Origin of the sequence: Micromonospora sp. NPDC047738 (genome assembly GCF_040642675.1) — a bacterium.
GTDB lineage: Bacteria > Actinomycetota > Actinomycetes > Mycobacteriales > Micromonosporaceae > Micromonospora.
This window is the reverse complement of the sequence record NZ_JBEYSO010000011.1, coordinates 23,442-43,738: the sequence shown is the minus strand read 5'-3', so window position 1 is coordinate 43,738 and position 20,297 is coordinate 23,442. Positions and strand designations below refer to the sequence as shown.

Sequence of the window (20,297 nt, the reverse complement as noted above, 5' to 3'; positions counted from 1 at the left end):
GGCCGCTCTTCCGCGTCCGCGCCAGCCGTCGATGATCATGAGGTTAGCGGTCTCGGGATCGGCGTGTCGCCACGGCAACCTCATGATCGACGGACGGCGGCGGGCGGCGCGGGGCAGGGATGCGGGCGGGCGCAGACGGCGGGGGTGGGCTGAGGTGGCGGGCGCGCCAGAGGTAGGCGCCGGCGGCCATGGTGATCATCCCGACCAGGGCGAAGAGCAGGCGGTAGTCGAGGACGCCGACGAGCAGCGCACCGGCCCCGATGGAGACCGCCTGCGGGCCGCTGACCAGCGCCTCCGAGGCGGCGGCGACCCGGCCGAGCAGGGCCGGCGGGGTACGCCGCTGGACCAGCGTGTTGAGCCCGACCATGGTCAGCGGCAGCGACAACCCGGCCAGCAGCAGCGCCACCACGCCCAGCCAGAGCCGGGGGTACGCCAGCGCCAGCGCGGCCGGCCCGAAGAGGGTCACCCCGGCGGCGAGGGCCCCCACCTCGCCGGTCCGACGTACCACGGTCGCCGAGAGGAGCGCGCCGACCAGCCCGCCGACCCCCTGCACGGTGACGAGCACGCCGACGAAGGCGACCTCCCGGCGCAGCCCCTGGTCCACGTACGCGAAGATCAGCGACTCGGTGAAGCCCATCACCAGCGAACCCAGCCCGTAGCCGAGCAGGGCCCGGCGCAGCGCCGGCTCGCCGGCCAGGTGTCGCAGCCCGGCACCCAGTTCGGCCGGCCAACGCAGGTCGGCCCCGGAGGGCGGGGCCTCGGTGACCCGGAGCAGGCCGACGACGGCTGCGGCGGTCAGGAAGCCGGCCATGGCGAGCGCGGCCAGCAGCCAGCCGCCGACCGCGGCGTACAGCCCGGCCCCGGCCAGCGGACCGACCAGCCGAAGGCCCTGCCGGACGGTCTGCAGCACCGCGTTCGCGTCGGCCAGCAGTTCGCTCGGCACGAGGTGCCGGATCAGCCCGCTCAGCACCGCGGTCAACGTGATGTACGACAGGCCGTAGAGCGCCGCCACCACGTAGATGACCCACACGTCGGCCCGGCCCCGGACCGCGAAGAGCGGGCTGAGCAGCACCGCCGCGCCCAGGTTGGCGGCCACGAAGAAGGGCCGGCGACGGTACCGGTCGACGAACCAGCCGACCAGCGGCGCCAGCGTCATCGGGGCGATGATCGCGAAGATGGTCGCGCCGGCCATGCCGTCCGAGCCGGTCAGGTCCTTCACCCAGACGGCGAGGGCCAGCAGCAGGATCGACTCGGCCGCCATGCTGGCCAGCACGGCGACGAAGAGCAGGCGGAAGTCGGGGCGGCCCAGGACGGTGCGCATCAGGTTCCTCCGGCGGGGGTGCGCCCGAAGGCGCGACGGGGCGGGTGCCGGGCCTTGGACGTCCTCGTCCGGGCCGGTCGGACCACCTCCACGGTCCTCTTTTTGTCTCGAGACACGCCCTCGCCGGGACCTCCGGCACCGGCCGCGGCGTCCATACTGACCGTGGGGGGCGAATTCCATACAGTTACCGTCGCGCCCGCGACGGTCGACGGAAAGAGGGCACCGTGCCTCCTGCCGCACCAGGCCCGATCCTGCGCCGTCGCAGGCTCGGCACCGAGTTGCGCCGGCTGCGTGAGCAGGCCGGCCTCACCGGAGACCAGGTCATCGAGCGGATCGGCTGGGCCTCCGCGTCCAAGCTGTCCCGTCTGGAGAACGGGCGCAGCCGCCCCGACCCGGACGACGTCGACATCCTGCTGGCCCTCTACGGCGCCGACGACGAGCTGCGCGAGGAACTGCTGGGGATCACCCACGAGGCCGGCGACATGCGCGGCTGGCTGCGGAACTTCCCGGTGATGACCCAGCAGCAGCGCGGCTTCGCCGAGCTGGAGGCGGGCTGCGCGGAGATCTCCGAGTACAACCCGGTGCTGGTGCCCGGGCTGCTGCAGACCCCGGGGTACGCCCGGCACCGGATCCTCTCGGCGACCCAGGTGGCGGCGGAGGCCGGCGACCCGGACACCGAGGACCCGGACACCGAGGTACGCGCCCGGCAGGCCCGCCAGTCGCTGCTGACCCGCTCCCCCGACGCGCCCCGCTACACCGCCGTGCTGGAGGAGGCCGCCCTCGGCCGCCGGGCCGGCCCACCCGAGGTGCTGCACGAGCAGATCGTCCACCTCTGCGAGCTGGCCATGCTGCCGAACGTGACGCTGCGTCTGCTGCTCCGCGACACCCGGGTCGGCGACTGGTATCTCCCACCGACTGCCTTCTCGGTCTACCGGTTCGCCGATCCGCTCGATCCGGAGACGTTGGCCATCGAAGGTGGGTTCACCGACGTCATGTCGACCGAGGTAAACACCCTAAATCGCTATAAAGTGGTGTTCGAGTGGCTATGCTCGGCGGCGCTCTCCGCATCGGACACCCTCTCCTGGCTCATCGAGGCGACGGGACGGCTGACCGATACGGCGGCCGAGTCCACAGTGGCGTTCGGGCCGGCAACGGCGCCGGCCCAACGCCGCCGCGACCCGGGGCGCCTGGCGACGGACCGGTGATCCACGGGGACCTCGCCGTCCGGCCTGCGGCGCCACTCGTCCCCATCGGAGCACTCCAGACCAGGAGCAGAACCATGAACGAGATCCGCAACAACTCGTCCGACCTCGCGCCGCAGCTCGTCGGCGCCCCCTGGCGCAAGAGCACCCGGAGCCAGACCTCGAACTGCGTGGAGGTCGCGCCGCTGCGTACCGGGCCGGCGGCGGTGGCGCTGCGGGACAGCAAGGACCGGAGCGGGCCCGTGCTGCTGTTCAACCGGGCCGGCTGGCTGGGCTTCATCGCCGGTGCGAAGAACGGGCAGTTCTCGTTGAACTGATCCACCGAACACCAGGGGCCGTCGGCGTCGCGCCGGCGGCCCCGCCGCCTGTCCACCCGGCCACGTCACCCCGGGCCGACGTCACCGTCCTCCCGACAACCGTGCTGACCTGGGGTCAGCCGATCGGTCGGCGTGCGCGAACGACAGTCGGGTTTCACTTGCTGGGACGACCGCCAGGCGTAACATGTCGAATGAGTGACGTGGAAGTTCCATTGCGTATCCGTCCATCCGTATCCGGGGGACACCCATGCGGTTTCTGATCGTCCGCACCGAGATCCGAGCCGCCGCCGACATCGACATCGCGGCCGCCTGGGCCGACGGTGGCCGGCTGCGGGACGAGACCACCGCGCCGGAGCCGCGCCGCCAGGTCGTCCACGCCGAGGACCGGGACGCCGCCCTGCTGCTGGCCCGGGCGCTGGCGTCCGTCGGAGCGGTACGCGCCGGGCGGCACCGGGTGAAGGTGCTCCCGATCGAGGACCCGGCCCCGGCACACCCGTACCGATGGGACACCACGAGCACCTGACCGGACGTCCGTCGTGGTCGGACCGGCTCCCCCGCCGCGTTCCTTGCCTCACCCGGCCACGACGGTCCGTGTTCCCGGCCCGTGACCGCCGCGGCAACGACGGTCACGGGCCGGGACCGCATCTGCCGGTGATCAACGCCACGTCGGCGAAGTGGCGGTATCCCGCTGGCCGCAACCCCGCCACGTCGGCGAGGTGGCGGTGACCCACCCGCCACGTTGGCGAGGTGGAGACGACCCATCCGCCGTGTCGGTCAGGTGGCCCGACCACTCAGCAGAGGCCGTCGAGCCAGCGGTGGATCAGGAACAGGGCGATGGAGGAGGGTGGCGGGAGGGCCAGCCGGTGACCGTCGACGTCGACCGCCTCCCCGGCCAGCGCGGCGCCGATCTCCCGCCGGGTGAACCAGCGCGCGTAGGCGATCTCGGCCGGGTCCACCCGGACCGGCTCGTCGGCGTCGGCGCGGGCCAGGAAACCGAGCATCAGCGAGCCCGGGAACGGCCAGGACTGGCTGCCCGCGTACGCGATCTCCTCGACCCCGACGCCGACCTCCTCGCGGACCTCGCGGTGCACGGCGGCCTCGGCCGACTCCCCGGGCTCGACGTAGCCGGCCAGGCAGGAGAAGCGGCGCTCGCCGGGGGTGCGTGCCCAGGCGGCGTTGTTACCGAGCAGGCATCGCCCCACCGGGCCGGCCACGCCGTCGTGGACCAGCACGATCATGGCCGGATCGGTACGCGGCCAGACCCGCTCGCCACCCGGGTCCACCCGGGACCAGCCGGCCTCGTCGACCTGCGTCGGCTGCCCGGTGACCGACGAGTAGCCGTGCCGGACGTGCCAGTTCAGCAGGGCGAGGGCGGTGGTGAAGAGGCCCGCGTCCCGGTCAGCCAGGAGGTGTCCCACCTCGCGCAGGTTGGCCCGCCGGGTGTCCGGCAGCTCCGGCAGCGGCGCGTCCACCGCGAAGACCGGTACGCCGTCGGGCTCGACGCCGAGGAACATCGGCACCGACCGGGGCACGTCGGGCAGCTCGGCGGGGCCGACCAGCACCAACTCCGGCGCAGCCGACGCGCCACGGACCAGGGCCCGCCCGCCGTCGGCCGAGTCCAGCACCAGCACCCGGGCCCGCTCCCACGCCTCGGCGAGCCAGTCCGGGTCGGTACGCCGGTGCGCGGCCCGGTCCAGCGTGGACCGGGCCAGCGGCGGGCCGGCCTCGCCGGTCACGCGCGACACACCCCGGTGCTGAGCCAACTGGTTCGCTCGCTCACGCCGACTCCGTCCGCACCGGCCCGAGCGTGGCCAGCGAATCCGCGATCCGCTCCGCGTCACCGAGCACCACGGTGACCGCCTTCGCCGGGGCGAGGTAGCGCGCCGCCACCTCCGCCACGTCGTCCACGGTCGCCTTGGCGAGCCGGGCGGCGTGCTCGGCGAGGAAGTCCAGGCGCAGCCCGTTGCCGGCGTACGCGCTGGTCAGCGAGGCCAGCCCGGCCTGGGTGGACATGCCGAGCTGGAGCGTGCCGAGCGCGTACTGGCGGGCCTGCTCCAGTTCCTCGGGCTTCGGCGGCAGCGACGCCAGCCGGCCCAGTTCGTACCCGGTCTCCAGCAGGGCGGGGGCCGTCACCTCGGTGGCCACCTCGGCGGCGGCGATCAGCACCGACCCGGCCACCGAGTGCTCGACCAGCGAGTGCGGCCCGTACGTGTAGCCCTTGTCCTCCCGGATGTTCTCCACCCAGCGGGAGGAGAAGTAGCCGCCGAAGACCAGGTTGGCCAGTTGCAGCGCGGCGTGGTCCGGGTGGGTACGGGGCACCGCCGGCAGGGCGATCCGGAGCGACGACTGGACCGAGCCGGGACGGTCGACCAGCAGCAGCGGGCCGGGCTCCAGCGGCGGGGCCGGCGGCAGCTCCTCGGCGCCCCCGGTGCCGTTCCACCCGGACAGCGCCTGCTCGGCGGCGTCCACGGCCCGCTCCGGCTGCACGTCGCCGACCAGCACCAGCACCGCACCGGCCGGGTGCACCCGGTCCGCGTGCAACCGCCGCAGCGCGGGCGGGCGGACCGCACGCACCTGGTCGGGCTCCGGGGTCTGGACCGCGTACGGGTGCTTGCCGTAGACCCGCTTGAGCAGCGCGGTCCGGGCCAGGTGGGCGGGTTGGCTCTGGGCGACCTGGATCCGGTCGACCAGCCGGTCCCGCTCGGTCTCCACCCAGTCACCCGGGTAGGTGGCCCCGGTCAGCACGTCGGCGAGGATCTCCAGCATCCGGTCCAGGCCGGTGACCAGGCTCGCCCCGGAGAGCATGAGCCGGTCCGGGTCGAGCCCGGCGGACAGCCCGCCGCCGACCTTCTGCAGCTCGGCGGCGATCTGCGTCGCGGTGAGGGTCGCCGTGCCGGCGAGGATGGTCTGGGCCAGCATCGCGCCCCGGGCCAGGTGGGTACGCCCGGCGGGCATCCAGAGCCGCAGCTCGACCAGCGGGACCGCGGGTCGGCGTACGGCGATCACGGTGAGCCCGTTGGCGAGCGTGCGCTCGGCCTGCTTCGGCAGCTTGAGCCGGCGGTTCGGGCCGAGCGGCGGCAGCGGCCGGGTCCCGGTCTCCACGGTTGCCGTCACCGGCCTTCCTCCGTTCGCGACTGCGGGGCTCGCAAAACCGGCTCACTCCTCGCGCTCACCGGGCACCTCCGGCGATGACCTCGATGGACGCGCGGCGCTCCGGCCGCAGGGTGGCGGCGGCGGCGAGGACCTGCTCCTCGGTCACCTCGCCGACCAGCCGGGGCAGCTCGTTGAGCAGGCCCGGCTCGCCGCGTTGCTGTTCGAGGACGGCCATCCGCAGCGCCCGGCCGAGCACCGCGTCGGTGTCCCGCAGCAGATGGGTGGCCATCCGGGCCTGGGTACGCGCCAGCTCTCCCTCGGTCAGCCCGTCGGTGGCGAGCCGGTCCAATTCCTCGTCGATGGTGCGCAGCACCTTGTCCACGTCGCCCCCGGGCGGCAGGTGTGCCTGGAGCAGCAACGCCGTGGGGTCGCGCACGTCGAACGGGTCGCCCATGAAACCGAGGTAGCCGCCGAGGCTGGTGACCGTGCGGTCCCGCTGGACCAGCCGTTCGACCAGCCGGGACGCGTCGCCGTCGGTGAGCACCTCGGCCAGCACCACGTACGGCAGGTAGCCGGCGAAGTCGGTCACCGGGTCGGGCACCCGCCAGGCGCCGGCCACCGCCGGCAGCGGGGCCAGCTTGTCGGTGTAGGACCGGCGGCGTTCGGCGGTCAGGTCGGGCTCGGCGAAGTCGGGCCGCGCCGGGGCGGGGCGGGCGGGCACGTCCCCGAAGTGCCGCTCGATCAGCTCCGTCGCCTCGGCCACGTCGATGTCCCCGCTGACCGCCAGCACCGCGTTGCCGCTGGCGTAGTAGCGCCGGAAGAAGTCGGTGGCATCCGCCACGGTGGCCGACTCCAGGTCGTCGAAGGAGCCGTAGCCGTCGTGCGCGTTGGGGAAGGTGTCGAACATCACCGGCGGCAGGGTCAGCCAGGGAAACCCGCCGTACGGCCGGTTGAGCACGTTGACCCGGATCTCCTCCTTGACCACGTCGACCTGGTTGCGCAGGTTCTCCTCGGTCAGCCGGGGGCCGCGCATCCGGTCGGCCTCCAGGAAGAGCGCCCGTTCCAGGGCGTTGCTGGGCAGCGTCTCGAAGTAGTCGGTGTAGTCCAGGTGGGTGGAGCCGTTGAAGGTGCCGCCGGCGCCCTGGACGTGCCGGAAGTGGGCCAGCTTCTCCAGGTTCTCCGAGCCCTGGAACATCAGGTGCTCGAAGAGGTGGGCGAAGCCGGTGCGCCCCTCCGGCTCGGACCGGATGCCGACGTCGTAGACCACCGCCACCCCGATCACCGGGGCGCTGCGGTCGGGGGTGAGCACCACCCGCAGGCCGTTGTCGAGGCTGAACCGCTCGACCGGGTACTTCGTCGCTGGAATTTTCGTTCTCCGCGTCGGCACGAGATCGACCCTAACGCGTCGGCAACTCCCGCACCGCCGGTGTGGCCCGCCGCCCTGGACGGTCGTTCCGGTGGTGGGCCGACCGGCACCGCTTATTCCACCGAACAGGTGGGAATTACCGGGAATACCCAGGTTGCCCGTCCCGGATCGTGGATGGGTCTTGACGCCGACTCCAGCCTGCCCCACTCTTCCTACCAACTAAGTAGGAATACTGTGGATTGGACACACGATGAGACGGCTCCCCTTCCGTCGGCTGGTCTCCCTGGCCACCCTCGCCGTGGTCGGCGCGGCCACCCTGGGCACCACGGCGGCCTGCGGCGGCGGCACCGACGACGCGGCCGGCACGTCCGGTCCGGTGACCCTGCGCCTCGGCTACTTCCCCAACATCACCCACGCGCCCGCCGTGGTCGGGGTGGAGAAGGGGATCTTCAAGGAGAAGCTCGGCAGCGACGTCACGCTGGAGACCAAGACCTTCAACGCCGGCCCGGCGGCCATCGAGGCGGTCTTCTCCGGCGCGCTCGACGCCACGTACATCGGCCCGAACCCGACCGTGAACGCCTTCTCGAAGTCCAAGGGTGAGGCGGTCCGGGTCGTCTCCGGCGCCGCCTCCGGCGGCGTCGCCCTGGTGGTCAAGCCGGACATCACCTCGGTCGAGCAGCTGCGCGGCAAGAAGATCGCCACGCCGCAGCTCGGCAACACCCAGGACGTGGCGCTGCGCTACTGGCTGCGAGAGAAGGGCCTCAAGACCACCAAGGAGGGCGGCGGCGACGTCAAGGTGGTCCCGCAGGAGAACGCGCAGACGGTGGACACCTTCGCCAGCGGTGCGATCGACGGTGCCTGGGTGCCGGAGCCGTACGTCTCCCGGCTGGTCAACGCCGGCGGCAAGGTGCTGGTGGACGAGCGCGACCTCTGGCCGGACCGGAAGTTCGTCATCACCAACCTGCTGGTCAGCACCAAGTTCCTCAAGGCCCACCCGGACGTGGTGAAGAAGCTGGTGGAGGGGCAGGTCGCGGCGAACGAGTTCGTCAACGGCAAGCCGGACGAGGCGCAGCAGGCCATCTCCGACCACATCGGCAAGATCACCGGCAAGCCGCTGGACGTCAAGCTGATCAAGCAGGCCTGGCCCACCCTGGAGTTCACCAACGACCCGATCGCCGCCTCGCTGAAGACCGGCCTGGACCACGCGGTCGCCGTCGAGCTGACCCAGCCGGTGGACCTCAACGGCCTCTACGACCTGTCCTTCCTCAACGAGGTGCTCAAGGCGCAGGGCAAGCCCGAGGTCACCCAGCCGTGACGTCGACCACGACGACCCCGCGCAGCGCGACCGGCGCGGTCGCGCTGCGCGGGGTGACCAAGGTGTACGGCCAGGGCGAGCAGGCCGTCCTGGCGCTGGACGGGGTGTCGCTGGACGTCGCACCCGGCGAGTTCGTCTGCCTGGTCGGTGCGTCCGGATGCGGCAAGAGCACGCTGCTCAACCTGGTCGCCGGGCTGGATCGGGCCAGCGGCGGCCAGATCGAGCTGGGCGAGGCGGTCAACCCGGGCCTGATGTTCCAGGAGCCGGCCCTGTTCCCGTGGCTCACCGTCGAGGCCAACGTCGAGGTGCCGCTCAAGCTGCGCGGGCTGCCCCGGGACGAGCGCCGGGCGAAGGTGGCCGACCTGCTGCGTACGGTCCACCTGGCCGAGTTCGGCCGGAAGCGCCCGCACGAGCTTTCCGGCGGCATGCGGCAGCGCGTCGCGCTGGCCCGCACCCTCGCCCTGGACACCCCGGTGCTGCTGATGGACGAGCCGTTCGGCGCGCTCGACGCGATGACCCGGGACATCCTGCACGACGAGCTGGAACGCATCTGGTCCGAGCGCCGGCTGACCGTGCTCTTCGTGACGCACAACGTCCGCGAGGCGGCCCGGCTCGCCGACCGGATCATCCTGCTCTCCAGCCGGCCCGGCCGGATCATCTGGTCCACCCGGGTCGACGTGCCCCGGCCCCGGCGGATCGACTCTCCGGAGATCGCGACCATCGCCGCCGAGGTCACCGACCGGCTGCGTACGGAGGTGGGCCGCCATGGCCAGTGACACGCTCGCCGGATCCGCGCGTACCGACGCGGAGATCTCCGGCCTGGACGCCCTGGAGACCGCCGGCCGCCAGCGCGGGCCGTCCCGGGTACGCCGCGCCTGGTCGGCGCTGTGGCCGAAGCTGGCCGCCCTGGCCCTGGCCGTCGCCGTCTGGCAGGTCGTGGTCTGGACCGGGTGGAAGGACCCGTGGGCGCTGCCCGGGCCGGCGACGGTGTTCGAGGACCTCGGCCACTACCTGGTCAGCCCGGCGCTCTGGGACGGCCTGGCCACCACCGGCCGCCGGGCCGCCGTGGGCTTCGCCGCCGCGGTCGCCGTCGGGCTGGTGCTCGGCCTGGCCGTGGCCCGGGTGGCGGTGCTGCGGGCCGCGCTCGGCTCGATGATCACCGCGCTGCAGACCATGCCGTCGATCGCCTGGTTCCCGCTGGCCATCCTGCTCTTCCAGCTCAGCGAGCAGGCGATCTTCTTCGTGGTGGTGCTCGGCGCGGCGCCGTCGGTCGCCAACGGCGTCATCCACGGCGTCGACTACGTACCGCCGCTGCTGGTGCGGGCGGGCCGCAACCTCGGCGCCCGCGGCCTCAACCTCTACCGGTACGTGATCGCGCCGGCCGCGCTGCCCGCCATCGTGGCCGGGCTCAAGCAGGGCTGGGCGTTCGCCTGGCGCAGCCTGATGGCCGGCGAACTGCTGGTGGTCATCGCCACCCGGACGTCGATCGGCGCGCAGCTCACCTACGCCCGGGAGCTCAACGAGGCGCCCCGGCTGATGGCGATCATGATCGTCATCCTGGTGGTGGGGCTGCTGGTGGACGCCGCCTTCGGCGCGGCGGACAAGGCGATCCGCCGCCGGTGGGGCGTGCTGGACCAGGCCGGCAACTGACGCCGTGTACGTCTCCGCGCGCGCCGACTACGCGCTCCGGGCCATGCTCGCCGTCGCCGACGCCGCCGGGTCCACCGGCGACGGCGGGCTCAGCGGCGGCGAACTGGTGAAGGCGGCGAGCCTGGCCGAGCGCCAGGACATCCCGCTCAGCTTCCTCCAGGGCATCCTGCTCGACCTGCGTCGGGCCGGGCTGCTGCACAGCCATCGCGGCACCGAGGGCGGGTACGCCCTCACCCGGGCCGCGGGCGAGATCAGCGTGGGTGACGTCCTGCGCGCGGTCGGCGGCGCGCTAACCAGCGTCCGGGGCATGCCCGCCGACCGGACCGGCTACCACGGGGTGGCCAGCGGGCTGCGGGACGTCTGGCTGGCGGTCGACGGCGCGATCGCGCTGGTGGTGGACCGCACCACGCTGGCCGACCTGCTGGCCGACCGCTCCGCCACGCGCTGACCTCGGCTGTCGACCCTTCCGGGGGTCAGCTCGCGACGGGATCCGTGTCCCACCCGGCCGGGCTGTGCAACTCGACCAGCCCGGCCCGGGCGGATCCGTCCGACGTCGGATGCCAGGGACCGAACGCCACCGCCATGGCTAGCAGCAGCCCCGCCCCCGCGACCGCGAGGACCAGCAGCAGCTCGCGCACCTCCGCCGAGCCGGCGTCGCTCGCCATGGTCCCCCCTCCGCGCTCGGCCGGTTCGCCCAGCCTCATTCCCCGAGAGGCGAGTATCGGGGGAACGACGGCTGCACGCAGTCGCCCATCGGACTGATCCCCGACCCAGGGGCGGGCCGTCACTCCGGCATCTCGACCGGACCGTGGCCGCCCCGGGACTTTCCGCCGGCGTAGGAGGGTGCGGCGCCGGGACGACCGGGGAGGTTCCCTGCTGAGTGATCAGGCGGATCGGGGACGACGCGGACGGCGCGAGCGGCTGGAGGTGCGGTGCGGGGAGCGGGTGCCGTCAGCCCCGCCCGCCCGATGGGGCCGCGAGGTGGGAGCCGGCTGCGGGGCGGTGATCGTCACCGGCACGCCGGACGGCTCGCGGGCACCGGTCACCTGGGCGAGGGCCTCGTCGCCGGGGTGAACCTGCCTCGACTGCGGCCTGATGCCAGCCGCGCTCATCAAGCGGGCCACGTCCCGGCGTTGCTCGGGTAGGACCAGGGTGACCACCGTGCCGGACTCCCCCGCTCGAGCGGTACGCCCACCCCGGTGCAGGTAGTCCTTCGCCTCCGTCGGGGGATCCACGTTGACGACCATGTCGAGCCCGTCGACGTGGATGCCGCGGGCCGCCACATCGGTCGCCACCAGCGCGGTCACCTGACCGGTACGGAACTGCTCGAGGATCCGGGTGCGCTGCGGCTGCGACTTGCCGCCGTGCAGCGCGGCGGCGCGTACCCCCTTGGCCAGCAACTGGCGGGCGAGCCGATCGGCGCGGTGCTTGGTTCCCATGAACAGGATGGTGCGGCCCTCGCGGGCGGCGATCTGGGCCAGCGCGGCCGGCTTGTCGACGGCGTCGACGTGCAGCACGTGGTGCGTCATCCCGGTCACCGTGGCGGTGCCGGGGTCGACCGAATGCGACACCGGGTTGGTCAGGAAGCGGCGGACCAGCTTGTCGACACCGCCGTCCAGGGTGGCGGAGAAGAGCATCCGCTGGCCGTCCGGTGCGACCTGCTCCAGCAGCTTGACGACCTGCGGCAGGAAGCCCATGTCGGCCATCTGGTCGGCCTCGTCGAGCACGGTGATCGCGACCTGGTCGAGCCGGGCGTCACCCCGGTTGATCAGGTCGTGCAGCCGGCCCGGGGTGGCCACGACCACCTCGGCACCGGCGCGCAGCGCGTCCGCCTGACGCTGCATGGAGAGGCCACCGACCACGGTGGCGCAGCGCAGCCCGACGGCGCGGGCGTACGGGGCGAGTGCCGTGTTGACCTGCTGTGCGAGCTCACGGGTCGGCACCAGCACCAGGGCGAGCGGACGGCCCGGGCGGGCCCGGCGACCGGCGGTGCGAGAGAGCAGCGCAAGCCCGAAGGCAAGCGTCTTTCCGGAGCCGGTACGGCCCCGGCCGAGCACGTCCCGGCCGGCGAGCGAGTCTGGCAGGGTCGCCGACTGGATCGGGAACGGCTCGGTGATGCCCTGGGCGGAGAGTTCGGCGAGCAGCACCGGAGCCAGGCCGGTATGGGCGAACGACGGAATGACGGTGGTCATGCGAAAGACCTTCCTCGACGCGGCACGTGTCGAGGGAGGGCGCCGGGAAGCGGCGCTGTCCGGGCGGACTCGTCCGCCGGGACTCACAAGCACGAACCGAAGGGGTGCGGACCGGTCCGCCGCAGCGCGCCGCGCCCGCGGTACGGGTGGGCGGCGCGGCGGACCGGTCGGTCACCACACCCGGTGGGCGTGGTGGGTGTTACTGGTCGATCCGAAGATCAGAGCGGGCGGATGTTCTCCGCCTGCGGGCCCTTCTGGCCCTGGGTCACCTCGAACTCGACCCGCTGGTTCTCGTCCAGGCTCCGGTAGCCGGAGGACTGGATCGCCGAGAAGTGGGCGAAGACGTCGGCGCCGCCGCCGTCCGGGGTGATGAAGCCGAAGCCCTTGTCAGCGTTGAACCACTTGACGGTGCCAATAGCCATTTGTTTCGTCTCCTTGACGGAACGTTCGAACCCGCACCTGTTGCGGGCCGAAAAGGAGCGCCCCACGCGTCTGATGCGTGGACCGCCTGTCGCTTCTGGTCGCCCCGCCCGGAGAACTCCGGACACAACAAAGAGCGCCTGGGGCCACAATCCGCCAGGCGCACACAGAGTCTCTGGAAACCAAAACTGCAACGCGCCTAACCTATCACGGATTGGGCAACGCCGGGACGTCCGGAGAAATTTCCGGCACGCCGGCGACCAGCGCGGTCAGCCCGGCGACGTCGAGCAGGTCGGTGGGGCGGACGGTGACCCCGTCCCGGACGTAGTGGAAGGCGGCGCCCACCCGCTCGACCGGTACGCCGGCCAGCTCGGCCCAGGCCAGCCGGTAGACGGCCAGCTGCACCGCGGCCGCGTCGGCCTCCCGCCCGCCGGGCTGCCGGCCGGTCTTCCAGTCGACCACGTCGTACCGGCCGCCGGGGCGGGCGAAGACGGCGTCCATCCGCCCCCGGACCACCACCCCGGCGATCACCGTGGCGAACGGCACCTCCACCTCCACCGGCATCCGGTCGGCCCACTCGCTGGCCAGGAAGCGCTGCTGGAGCTCGGTGAGCGCCTCGTCCGGGGCGGCGTCGTCGTCCGCCGCGCCGGGCAACTCGTCCACGTCGAGCAGCCGGTCGGCACCGAAGCGCTGTTCCAGCCAGGCGTGGAACGCGGTGCCGCGCCGGGCGTACGGGTTCGGCTCGGCGGGCATGGGTCGGCGCAGCGCCCGGGCCAGGGCCTCCGGGTCGCGCCGCAGCGCCACCAGCTGGGTCACCGACAGATGGCCGGGCAGTTCCACCTCGACCGCCTCGGCGCGGCGGGCCAGCTCGGCCCGCTCGGCGAGGAGCAGGTCGGCCTCCCGCCGCCAGCGGACCACCTCGGGGTCCTCGGCGGACGGCTCGGCGGCTCCCCGGGCCCGCTCCTCGGCCAGGCCGGCGGTCGGGGCGGGCTCCGGCGACACCGCGGCCTCACGGCTGGCCGGGGCGACCCCGGCGGTCGGGGCAGGCCCCGGCGACAGCGCGGCCTCGCGGCGGGCCGCCTCGGGATCGGCGAGGTAGCGGCGGACCAGCACGGCGGCCTCGGCCAGCGCCGGGCGGCGGGCACCGAGCGGGTCGGCCGGCCACTCGGCCCGGAGCACCGTCTCGGTGGTGGGGTTCACCGCGTCGCCGGCCGGCTCGGGCGCCCACTCGTCGACCAGGTGCCCGTCCGCGCCGGCCAGGCCGGCGTCGTGCACCTCGCGCAGGAACACCGAAGGACCGCGGAACTTCTTCGTGCCCTCCCCCCACCAGTAGCCGGAGCAGAGCAGCAGCCGCCGGGGTCGGGTCACCGCCACGTATGCCAGCCGGCGCTCCTCCCGCTCGTCGTGCGCCCGCCAGGCGTCAGTGAAGTCCTCCAGCGCCCGGGCCACCCCGCGCTGGTCCTCCGCCCCGGCCAGGCCCAGCTCGGGCAGCCCGTCGGCGTCGCCGCGCAGCGGGAACGGCAGCACGCCCAGCCCGCCCAGCCAGTGGTCGGAGTTGCGGACCGGCCCCGGCCAGACCCCCCGGGTCAGCCCGGCCACCGCCACCACGTCCCACTCCAGGCCCTTGGCGGCGTGCGCGGTGAGGATCTGCACCGCGCCCTCCACCACCTCGACCTCGCCGGGGGTGAGGCCACGCTCCTCGTCCTCGGCCGCGGCCAGGTAGGCGAGGAAGCCGGCGAGGGTGGCGCCGGGCGTCTCGCCGGAGAACCGGGCCGCCACGTCACCGAGCGCGTCCAGGTGGCCGCGGGCCAGTCCGGCGTCGCCGGTGCCGTCCCGGCCGGCCCGGACCGCCACCTCCACGTCCAGGCCGATGGTCCGCTCGATGTCCGCGATCAGCTCCGGCAGGGACTGGTCCAGCCGGTAGCGCAGCAGCGCCAGCTCCATCCCGTAGGACCGCAGCCGGGCATACCCCTCCGCCGAGTACGCCTGCGCGGGCCCGAGATCGGCGAGCGCCTCGACCAGCGTGGCCTCGTCCAGCGCGTCCACGGTAATCTCCGGCCCGTCCTCGCCGGCCAGCTCCCGGCGCGCCTTCGCGATGGCCTTCGCCCGCCGGTGCAGGGCGACCAGGTCACGCGGCCCGATCCGCCAGCGCGCACCGGTGAGCAGCCGCAGCAGCGCCGCCCCGTCGGTCGGGTCGGCGAGCACCCGCAGCGTGCAGACCACGTCCCGGACCTCGGGGGTGTCCAGCAGGCCACCGAGCCCGACCACCTCGACCGGCAGGCCCCGGGCACGCAGGGCCGACTCGATGGCGGGGATCTGGCTGCGCAGCCGGACCAGCACGGCGGTGGTGGGCCGCCGGGGCACCGGGATGTGCTCGGGCAGCGCGTCCGGCATCCCGGCCGCCCCGCGCCAGGCGGCGAGCACGCTGTCGGCGATCCAGTCGGCCTCGTCGGCGTACGTCTCGAGGAGCGCGCAGTGCACGGTGCCGGCCGCCTGCCCGCGGGGGCTGCGGTGCGGGATCGGTTCGCGGACGCTGAACGCGGCGTGCAGCTCGGGCACCCGGGCGCCGGCCGCGCGCAGCGGCACCGACAGCGCGTTGGCCACGCCGAGGATCTCCGGCCGGTTGCGCCAGCTCGTGGTGAGGCTGAGCACCTGGGCCGGGGTGCCGTCGGTGCGGGCGAACTCGGTGGGGAACCGGTCCAGCGTGCCGGCGCTGGCGCCGCGCCAGCCGTAGATGGACTGGCAGGGGTCGCCCACCGCGGTGACCGGGTGGCCGCCGCCGAAGAGCGCGTTGAGCAGCACGACCTGGGCGTGGCTGGTGTCCTGGTACTCGTCGAGCAGCACCACCCGGAACCGGTCCCGCTCGATCACCCCGACGCCGGGATGGTCCCGGGCCACCCGGGCGGCCCGGGCGAGCTGGTCGGCGAAGTCCATCGCCTCGAAGTCGTCCTTGCGCCGGGCGTACGCGCGGACCAGCGGCAGCAGCTTCAACCGGGTCCGCTGGAACTGCAACGCCTTCCGCACGTCGGCGTAGACCCGGCCGGGGCGGGACTGCACCTCGGCGTAGAACCGGCCGGTCCAGGCGGCCAGCTCGTCCGGGTCGACCAGGTGCTCGTCCAGCTCCCCGGCCAGCGCCAGCACCGCGTCGGTGATGGTGCTGGGCATCCGGTCCACCTCGGACATGTCCCCGTCGTAGTTGCGCACCAGCAGGTCGACGAGCTGCCAGCGGGACGCCTCGGTGAGCAGCCGGGTGGTCGGCTCGTACCCGGCGCGCAGCCCGTGCTCGGTGACGATCCGCCCGGCGTACGAGTGGTAGGTGGAGACGGTCGGCTCGCCCGCGAGCGGGTCGTCGTGCGGGTCCCGGCCCCGCCGGCCGAGCCGGCGGATGAGCTGGTCGAGCCGGGTCCGCACCCGGTGCGCCAGCTCGCCGGCGGCCTTGCGGGTGAAGGTGAGGCCGAGGATCTGCTCCGGTCGCACGTACTGGTTGGCGACCAGCCAGACCACCCGGGCGGCCATCGTCTCGGTCTTGCCGGAGCCGGCACCGGCGACCACGAGCAGCGGCTCGACCGGTGCCGCGATGATCGCCGCCTGCTCCCGGGTGGGTGCCGGCAGCCGCAACAACTTCGCCAGCTCGACCGGGGTGTAGCGCGGGCCGGAGTCGGCGGTCCGCGGCGCCGGGGTGGTGGCGGCGCCGAAGAGCGCGGGCTGGGTCACGGCATCGTCCTCGCGCTCACTCTTCCCGGGGCGCTGGGTTGGTCGGCGGTTCCACTACCTGGCGCCCCTGGCCGGATACCGGGCAGCTCGTCCGGACCGGGCAGACCCGGCACTTCGAGTTGGCGACCGCGGCGAAGGTGGCCGCGGCCATGGTATCCGCGGTACGCCGGACCAGCGCCGTCGCCCAGCCGGCCGCCGGTCCCTCCCCGGCCGCGGCCTGGGCCTGCTCCTTGGCGTCCTTGGCCGACGTGCCGAGCTGCACGAGAGCGGCGCCCCCGGACTCGGCGCCGAACTCGGCGAAGCCCCCCGCCTCGACCGCTGCCTGGTACGCCCCGAGCTGCGGATGCTCGGCCACCTCCCGCTCGGTGACCGCGGTCGACTTGCCGGTCTTCAGGTCGATCACCACGAGCCGCCCCTCGGCGTCGACCTCCAGCCGGTCCACCCGGCCGGCCAGCTCGACGGGCCGGTGCGGGTCGTCGAGGCGTACCGCGAACTCGTGCTCGATGGCGAGCAGCCGGCGCGGGTTGCCGGCCAGCCAGCGGAGCAGTTTGTCCACCATGGCCTCGGCGCGGGCGCGTTCCGGGCCGACCATCCAGCGGGCGGCCAGCTCGATCGCGTCGAACCGGGCGGCCACGTATTCCAGCAGGGTGGTCCGGTCGACGCTGGCGTCCTCGGCCAGCATCGCGGCGGCGTGCACCAGGTTGCCGACGCCCTGCGCGGCGCTGGCCGGGGCGCTGCCGCCGTGCCGTTCGAGCAGCCAGCGCAGGCTGCACCGGAGCGCGCTCTCCATCGCCGACGGGGTGACCCGGACCGGCTCGCCCTCGTCGACCAGCGGCCGGTCGTCGGAGAGGCCGCGCAGCCCCCACCAGTCGTCGGGGTGGGCGCCGGGCACCCCGGCGGCGGCCAGCCGGGCCAGTTCGGCCGCCGCCGCGTGCCGCCGGGTGGGCGGTGCCGCCGGGTCGGTGACCGCGGTGCGCAGCTCCGCCACCAGCGCGGACAGGGTGAGCCCGCGCGGCGGCAGGGTGACCGGCAGGGCGGCCGGCGCCTCCTGCGGGTCCTCGTCGACGGTCGGCACCGGCCCGTCGTCGGGCGGTGCGGTGCCGGGACCGGCCGGCTTCGGCGCCGGGTCGGGGCCGGCGGGGGCCGTGCCGCCACCGGTCGCCGGCGGCTCGGTGGCACCCAGCTCGTGCAGGAAGCGGCTGGGCTGTTCCTCGTGGTCGTCGCCGCCCACCGCCGCGGACGCGACCGCGGTGACCAGCAGTCGACGCCGGGCCCGGCTGACCGCGACGTGGAACAGCCGCCGCTCCTCGTCGAGCAGTGCCGAGGTCTGCCCGACCAGGCTGGCCCGGACCCCGGTGTCGTCGGCCCGGCCGGCGAGCACGTCGACCAGCCGTTCCGAGCCGAGCAGGCTGCCCCGCAGCCGCAGGTCCGGCCAGACGCCCTCCTGCACCCCGGCGATCGCGACCAGGTCCCACTCCAGGCCCTTGGCGGCGTGCGCGGTGAGCAGGCGTACCGCCTCGCCCCGGTCGGCGCTGGCGGCCAGGGTGTCGGCCGGCAGGTCCTGCCCGAGCACGTGGTCGAGGAAGACCTCGGTACGCGCACCGGGCAGCCGGTCGGTGAACCGGGCCGCCGCGTCGAAGAGCACCAGCACCGCGTCGAGGTCCCGGTCGGCGGCCTCCGCCCGCCAGCGCTGCGCGGTCTCGTGCTCGCCGGTGGCCGCCCGGCCCCGGGTGATCGCGCCGGCCCAGCGCTCGGCCAGCCCGCTCTCCCGCCACACCGCCCAGAGCACGTCCTCTGCCGTGGCCCCGGGCGTGGCGGCGGCCTGCCGGGCGGTCGCCAGCAGGTGGGCCACCGCCTGGGCGGGCGCTGCCCAGCGCCGCTCGATGGTGGCCAGCTCGGCCGGGTCGCCCAGCGCCTCGACGATCAGCTCGCCGGACGGGCGGCGGTCGCCGGCGGCCAGCGCGAGCGCGCGCAGCCCCTGGCGCAGCCGCCGCTCGGCGAGCGGATCGGCGCCACCGAGCGGCGAGTGCAGCAGGGCGACCGCGGCCTCCTCGTCCAGCCGGTCCGGCTCAAGGGCGCAGCGGAGCAGGAGCAGCAGCGGGGCCACCCCGGGCTGGAGGTGCAGCGGCAGGTCCTCGCCGTGCACCACGGTCGGCACGCCGGCGGTGTGCAGGGCGCGTTGCAGCGACGGCAACTGCCGGCCGGTGGCGCGGACCAGCACCGCCATCCGGGACCAGGGCACCCCGCCGAGCAGGTGCGCCTCGCGCAGGGCGTGGGCCAGCCAGGCGGATTCGCTGGTCGCCGAGCGGAAGGTGCGTACCTCGACCGTGCCGGGCGGCGCGTCGGGCAACGGACGCAGCCGCCGGTGCGCAGCCGGGCCGCGCAGCCGGCGGGCCAGCCGGGCGGTCGCGGCCAGCAGCTCCGGACCGGCCCGGTAGGAGGTGGTCAGCGTGACCTGCGCGGCCGGCGCCCCGGAGGCGGTGCGGAACCGGTGCGGGAAGGTGGTCACGCCGGCCGGGTCGGCGCCCCGGAAGGCGTACGTGGAGGAGTCCGGGTCGGCGAAGGCGACCAGAGACTTGCCCCCGCCGGCGAGGACGGCGAGCAGCTCGAGCTGGGCGGGGTCGGTGTCGGCGAGCTCGTCGACGTAGATGTGGGCCAACCGGCGGCGCTCGGCCGCCAGCAGCTCCGGGTCGTCGCGCAGCATCCCGGTGGCGGCCCGGACCAGCTCCGCCGGGTCGTACGCGATCGAACCCCGGTTGCTCACGTCGCGCAGGGCGAGCACGGCCACGTACTCCCGGAGGAAGCGGGCGGCGGCCGGCCAGTCGGCGCGGCCCAGCTTCTCCCCCAGGCGGGCCAGCTCGACCGGGCCGACGCCCCGCTCGGCGGCGCGCATCAGCAGGTCGCGGAGCTGCTGCGCGAACGCCCGGGTCCGCAGCGCGGGGCGCAGGTCCGCCGGCCAGCCGACGGGGTCGTCGTCGGGCTCCTCGCCGACCACGTCGAGCAGCTCGCGGATGATCAGATCCTGCTCGGGACCGGTGAGCAGCCGGGGCGACGGCTCGCCCCGCTCGGCGGCGGCCCGGCGGAGCAGGCCGAACCCGAACGCCGGGAAGGTGCGGACCAGCGGCTCGCGGACCACCCGGGCGGGCCGGGTCGCGGTGCTGCTCGCCGCGGACGGGCTGCTGACAGCCTGCCCGCTCTGGTGAGGCTGGCCCGCGCCGGCGATCCGCGCCTCGATCCGGTGGCGCAGGTCGGTGGCGCCCCGCCGGCTGAAGGTGAGCACCAGGATGCGTTCGGGCTCGACGCCCTCCGCCACCCGCGCGGCGACCGCCTCGATGAGCGTGTCGGTCTTGCCGGTGCCCGGGCCGCCGACCACCAGCATCGGCCCGTCGGTGTGCGCGACCACCTCGGCCTGTGCCGGGTCGGGCCGGCGCGGTGGCGGGTAGGCGGCATCGTCCGCCGACCCCCCGGATCGCGGCTCCGCCAAGGTCGCCCCAATACCGGGCCGACCGACCCCCTGCCCCGCCCCGCCGGCACGGCCGACCCCCGTCGCCGCCCCGCCAGGCCGGCGCACCAACCGGTACGCCTGCACCGCCTCATCCCACCACGCCGGTACGACACCCCACCGCCCCCACCCGCCCTTCTGCTTGATCATGAGGTTGGCGGCACCCGCAGAGATCAACTTCGCGGTCAACCTCATGATCAACGGG

The 20,297-nt window shown here is 74.4% G+C and carries 16 protein-coding genes; 7 read left to right on the top strand and 9 right to left on the bottom strand.

Translation table 11 applies throughout. The features are described from left to right. Positions 1-43: 43 nt before the first annotated feature. Positions 44-1,321, bottom strand: coding sequence for an MFS transporter (locus ABZ783_RS19145; RefSeq protein ID WP_357439830.1), 1,278 nt, complete (start codon positions 1,319-1,321; stop codon positions 44-46). 224 nt (positions 1,322-1,545) lie between these two features. Here ABZ783_RS19145 and ABZ783_RS19140 point away from each other — a divergent pair, with 224 nt between their 5' ends. The 3 genes from ABZ783_RS19140 to ABZ783_RS19130 all read left to right on the top strand — a co-directional run bounded on the left by ABZ783_RS19140 (position 1,546) and on the right by ABZ783_RS19130 (position 3,363). After that, positions 1,546-2,526, top strand: coding sequence for a helix-turn-helix transcriptional regulator (locus ABZ783_RS19140; RefSeq protein ID WP_357439827.1), 981 nt, complete (start codon positions 1,546-1,548; stop codon positions 2,524-2,526). A 74-nt stretch (positions 2,527-2,600) separates the two neighbouring features. Then, on the top strand, positions 2,601-2,840 hold the full coding sequence (locus ABZ783_RS19135; protein ID WP_357439824.1) for a DUF397 domain-containing protein: 240 nt from the start codon (positions 2,601-2,603) through the stop codon (positions 2,838-2,840). A 247-nt stretch (positions 2,841-3,087) separates the two neighbouring features. Beyond that, a complete protein-coding gene (locus tag ABZ783_RS19130; protein ID WP_357439821.1) occupies positions 3,088-3,363 on the top strand; it encodes a hypothetical protein in 276 nt (91 codons plus the stop codon). Between the two features lie 268 nt (positions 3,364-3,631). Here ABZ783_RS19130 and nudC read toward each other — a convergent pair whose 3' ends face one another. Genes nudC through ABZ783_RS19115 form a run of 3 tightly spaced genes read right to left on the bottom strand, consistent with a single transcriptional unit; the run spans position 3,632 to position 7,320 of the window. Then, the gene (gene nudC, locus ABZ783_RS19125; RefSeq protein ID WP_357439819.1) at positions 3,632-4,576 is read right to left on the bottom strand and encodes an NAD(+) diphosphatase; all 945 of its coding nucleotides are present in this window, start codon (positions 4,574-4,576) and stop codon (positions 3,632-3,634) included. Positions 4,577-4,616: 40 nt separating this feature from the next. Next, positions 4,617-5,954: a pitrilysin family protein gene (locus tag ABZ783_RS19120; RefSeq protein ID WP_357439816.1), complete on the bottom strand. Its 1,338-nt coding sequence runs from the start codon at positions 5,952-5,954 to the stop codon at positions 4,617-4,619. A 55-nt stretch (positions 5,955-6,009) separates the two neighbouring features. Beyond that, complete coding sequence (locus ABZ783_RS19115) at positions 6,010-7,320, bottom strand: pitrilysin family protein (protein WP_357439813.1); 1,311 nt, start codon at positions 7,318-7,320, stop codon at positions 6,010-6,012. 229 nt (positions 7,321-7,549) lie between these two features. Here ABZ783_RS19115 and ABZ783_RS19110 point away from each other — a divergent pair, with 229 nt between their 5' ends. From ABZ783_RS19110 to ABZ783_RS19095, 4 genes are read left to right on the top strand one after another with little or no spacing between them, the layout of a single operon-like run. Then, positions 7,550-8,614: an ABC transporter substrate-binding protein gene (locus ABZ783_RS19110; protein ID WP_357439810.1), complete on the top strand. Its 1,065-nt coding sequence runs from the start codon at positions 7,550-7,552 to the stop codon at positions 8,612-8,614. Continuing rightward, positions 8,611-9,390, top strand: coding sequence for an ABC transporter ATP-binding protein (locus ABZ783_RS19105; protein WP_357439808.1), 780 nt, complete (start codon positions 8,611-8,613; stop codon positions 9,388-9,390). Before ABZ783_RS19110 ends, ABZ783_RS19105 begins: the two co-directional genes overlap by 4 nt. Next, positions 9,380-10,264 (top strand): ABC transporter permease subunit, encoded by an 885-nt coding sequence (locus ABZ783_RS19100; RefSeq protein ID WP_357439806.1) that lies wholly within the window; start codon positions 9,380-9,382, stop codon positions 10,262-10,264. Before ABZ783_RS19105 ends, ABZ783_RS19100 begins: the two co-directional genes overlap by 11 nt. A gap of 4 nt (positions 10,265-10,268) precedes the next feature. Further along, positions 10,269-10,712, top strand: coding sequence for an Rrf2 family transcriptional regulator (locus ABZ783_RS19095; protein ID WP_357439804.1), 444 nt, complete (start codon positions 10,269-10,271; stop codon positions 10,710-10,712). 25 nt (positions 10,713-10,737) lie between these two features. On the opposite strand, the gene ABZ783_RS19090 is transcribed toward ABZ783_RS19095, so the two are convergent. From ABZ783_RS19090 to ABZ783_RS19070, 5 genes are all read right to left on the bottom strand, one after another. After that, positions 10,738-10,929: a hypothetical protein gene (locus ABZ783_RS19090; RefSeq protein WP_073834767.1), complete on the bottom strand. Its 192-nt coding sequence runs from the start codon at positions 10,927-10,929 to the stop codon at positions 10,738-10,740. A 219-nt stretch (positions 10,930-11,148) separates the two neighbouring features. Next, positions 11,149-12,456: a DEAD/DEAH box helicase gene (locus tag ABZ783_RS19085; protein ID WP_357439799.1), complete on the bottom strand. Its 1,308-nt coding sequence runs from the start codon at positions 12,454-12,456 to the stop codon at positions 11,149-11,151. 218 nt (positions 12,457-12,674) lie between these two features. After that, on the bottom strand, positions 12,675-12,878 hold the full coding sequence (locus ABZ783_RS19080; protein ID WP_007464836.1) for a cold-shock protein: 204 nt from the start codon (positions 12,876-12,878) through the stop codon (positions 12,675-12,677). Between the two features lie 205 nt (positions 12,879-13,083). After that, positions 13,084-16,590, bottom strand: a complete 3,507-nt coding sequence (locus tag ABZ783_RS19075; protein WP_357439797.1) for a UvrD-helicase domain-containing protein — start codon at positions 16,588-16,590, stop codon at positions 13,084-13,086. Between the two features lie 16 nt (positions 16,591-16,606). Beyond that, positions 16,607-20,179, bottom strand: a complete 3,573-nt coding sequence (locus ABZ783_RS19070) for a PD-(D/E)XK nuclease family protein (RefSeq protein ID WP_357440170.1) — start codon at positions 20,177-20,179, stop codon at positions 16,607-16,609. Positions 20,180-20,297 lie beyond the last annotated feature (118 nt).

What these genes read in the sequence shown, in the direction of transcription:
- ABZ783_RS19090 (WP_073834767.1), bottom strand. Translation starts at nt 10,929, where the DNA reads ATGGCGAGCGACGCCGGCTCGGCGGAGGTGCGCGAGCTGCTGCTGGTC.
- ABZ783_RS19110 (WP_357439810.1), top strand. Translation starts at nt 7,550, where the DNA reads ATGAGACGGCTCCCCTTCCGTCGGCTGGTCTCCCTGGCCACCCTCGCC.
- ABZ783_RS19100 (WP_357439806.1), top strand. Translation starts at nt 9,380, where the DNA reads ATGGCCAGTGACACGCTCGCCGGATCCGCGCGTACCGACGCGGAGATC.
- ABZ783_RS19080 (WP_007464836.1), bottom strand. Translation starts at nt 12,878, where the DNA reads ATGGCTATTGGCACCGTCAAGTGGTTCAACGCTGACAAGGGCTTCGGC.
- ABZ783_RS19135 (WP_357439824.1), top strand. Translation starts at nt 2,601, where the DNA reads ATGAACGAGATCCGCAACAACTCGTCCGACCTCGCGCCGCAGCTCGTC.
- ABZ783_RS19130 (WP_357439821.1), top strand. Translation starts at nt 3,088, where the DNA reads ATGCGGTTTCTGATCGTCCGCACCGAGATCCGAGCCGCCGCCGACATC.
- ABZ783_RS19145 (WP_357439830.1), bottom strand. Translation starts at nt 1,321, where the DNA reads ATGCGCACCGTCCTGGGCCGCCCCGACTTCCGCCTGCTCTTCGTCGCC.
- ABZ783_RS19085 (WP_357439799.1), bottom strand. Translation starts at nt 12,456, where the DNA reads ATGACCACCGTCATTCCGTCGTTCGCCCATACCGGCCTGGCTCCGGTG.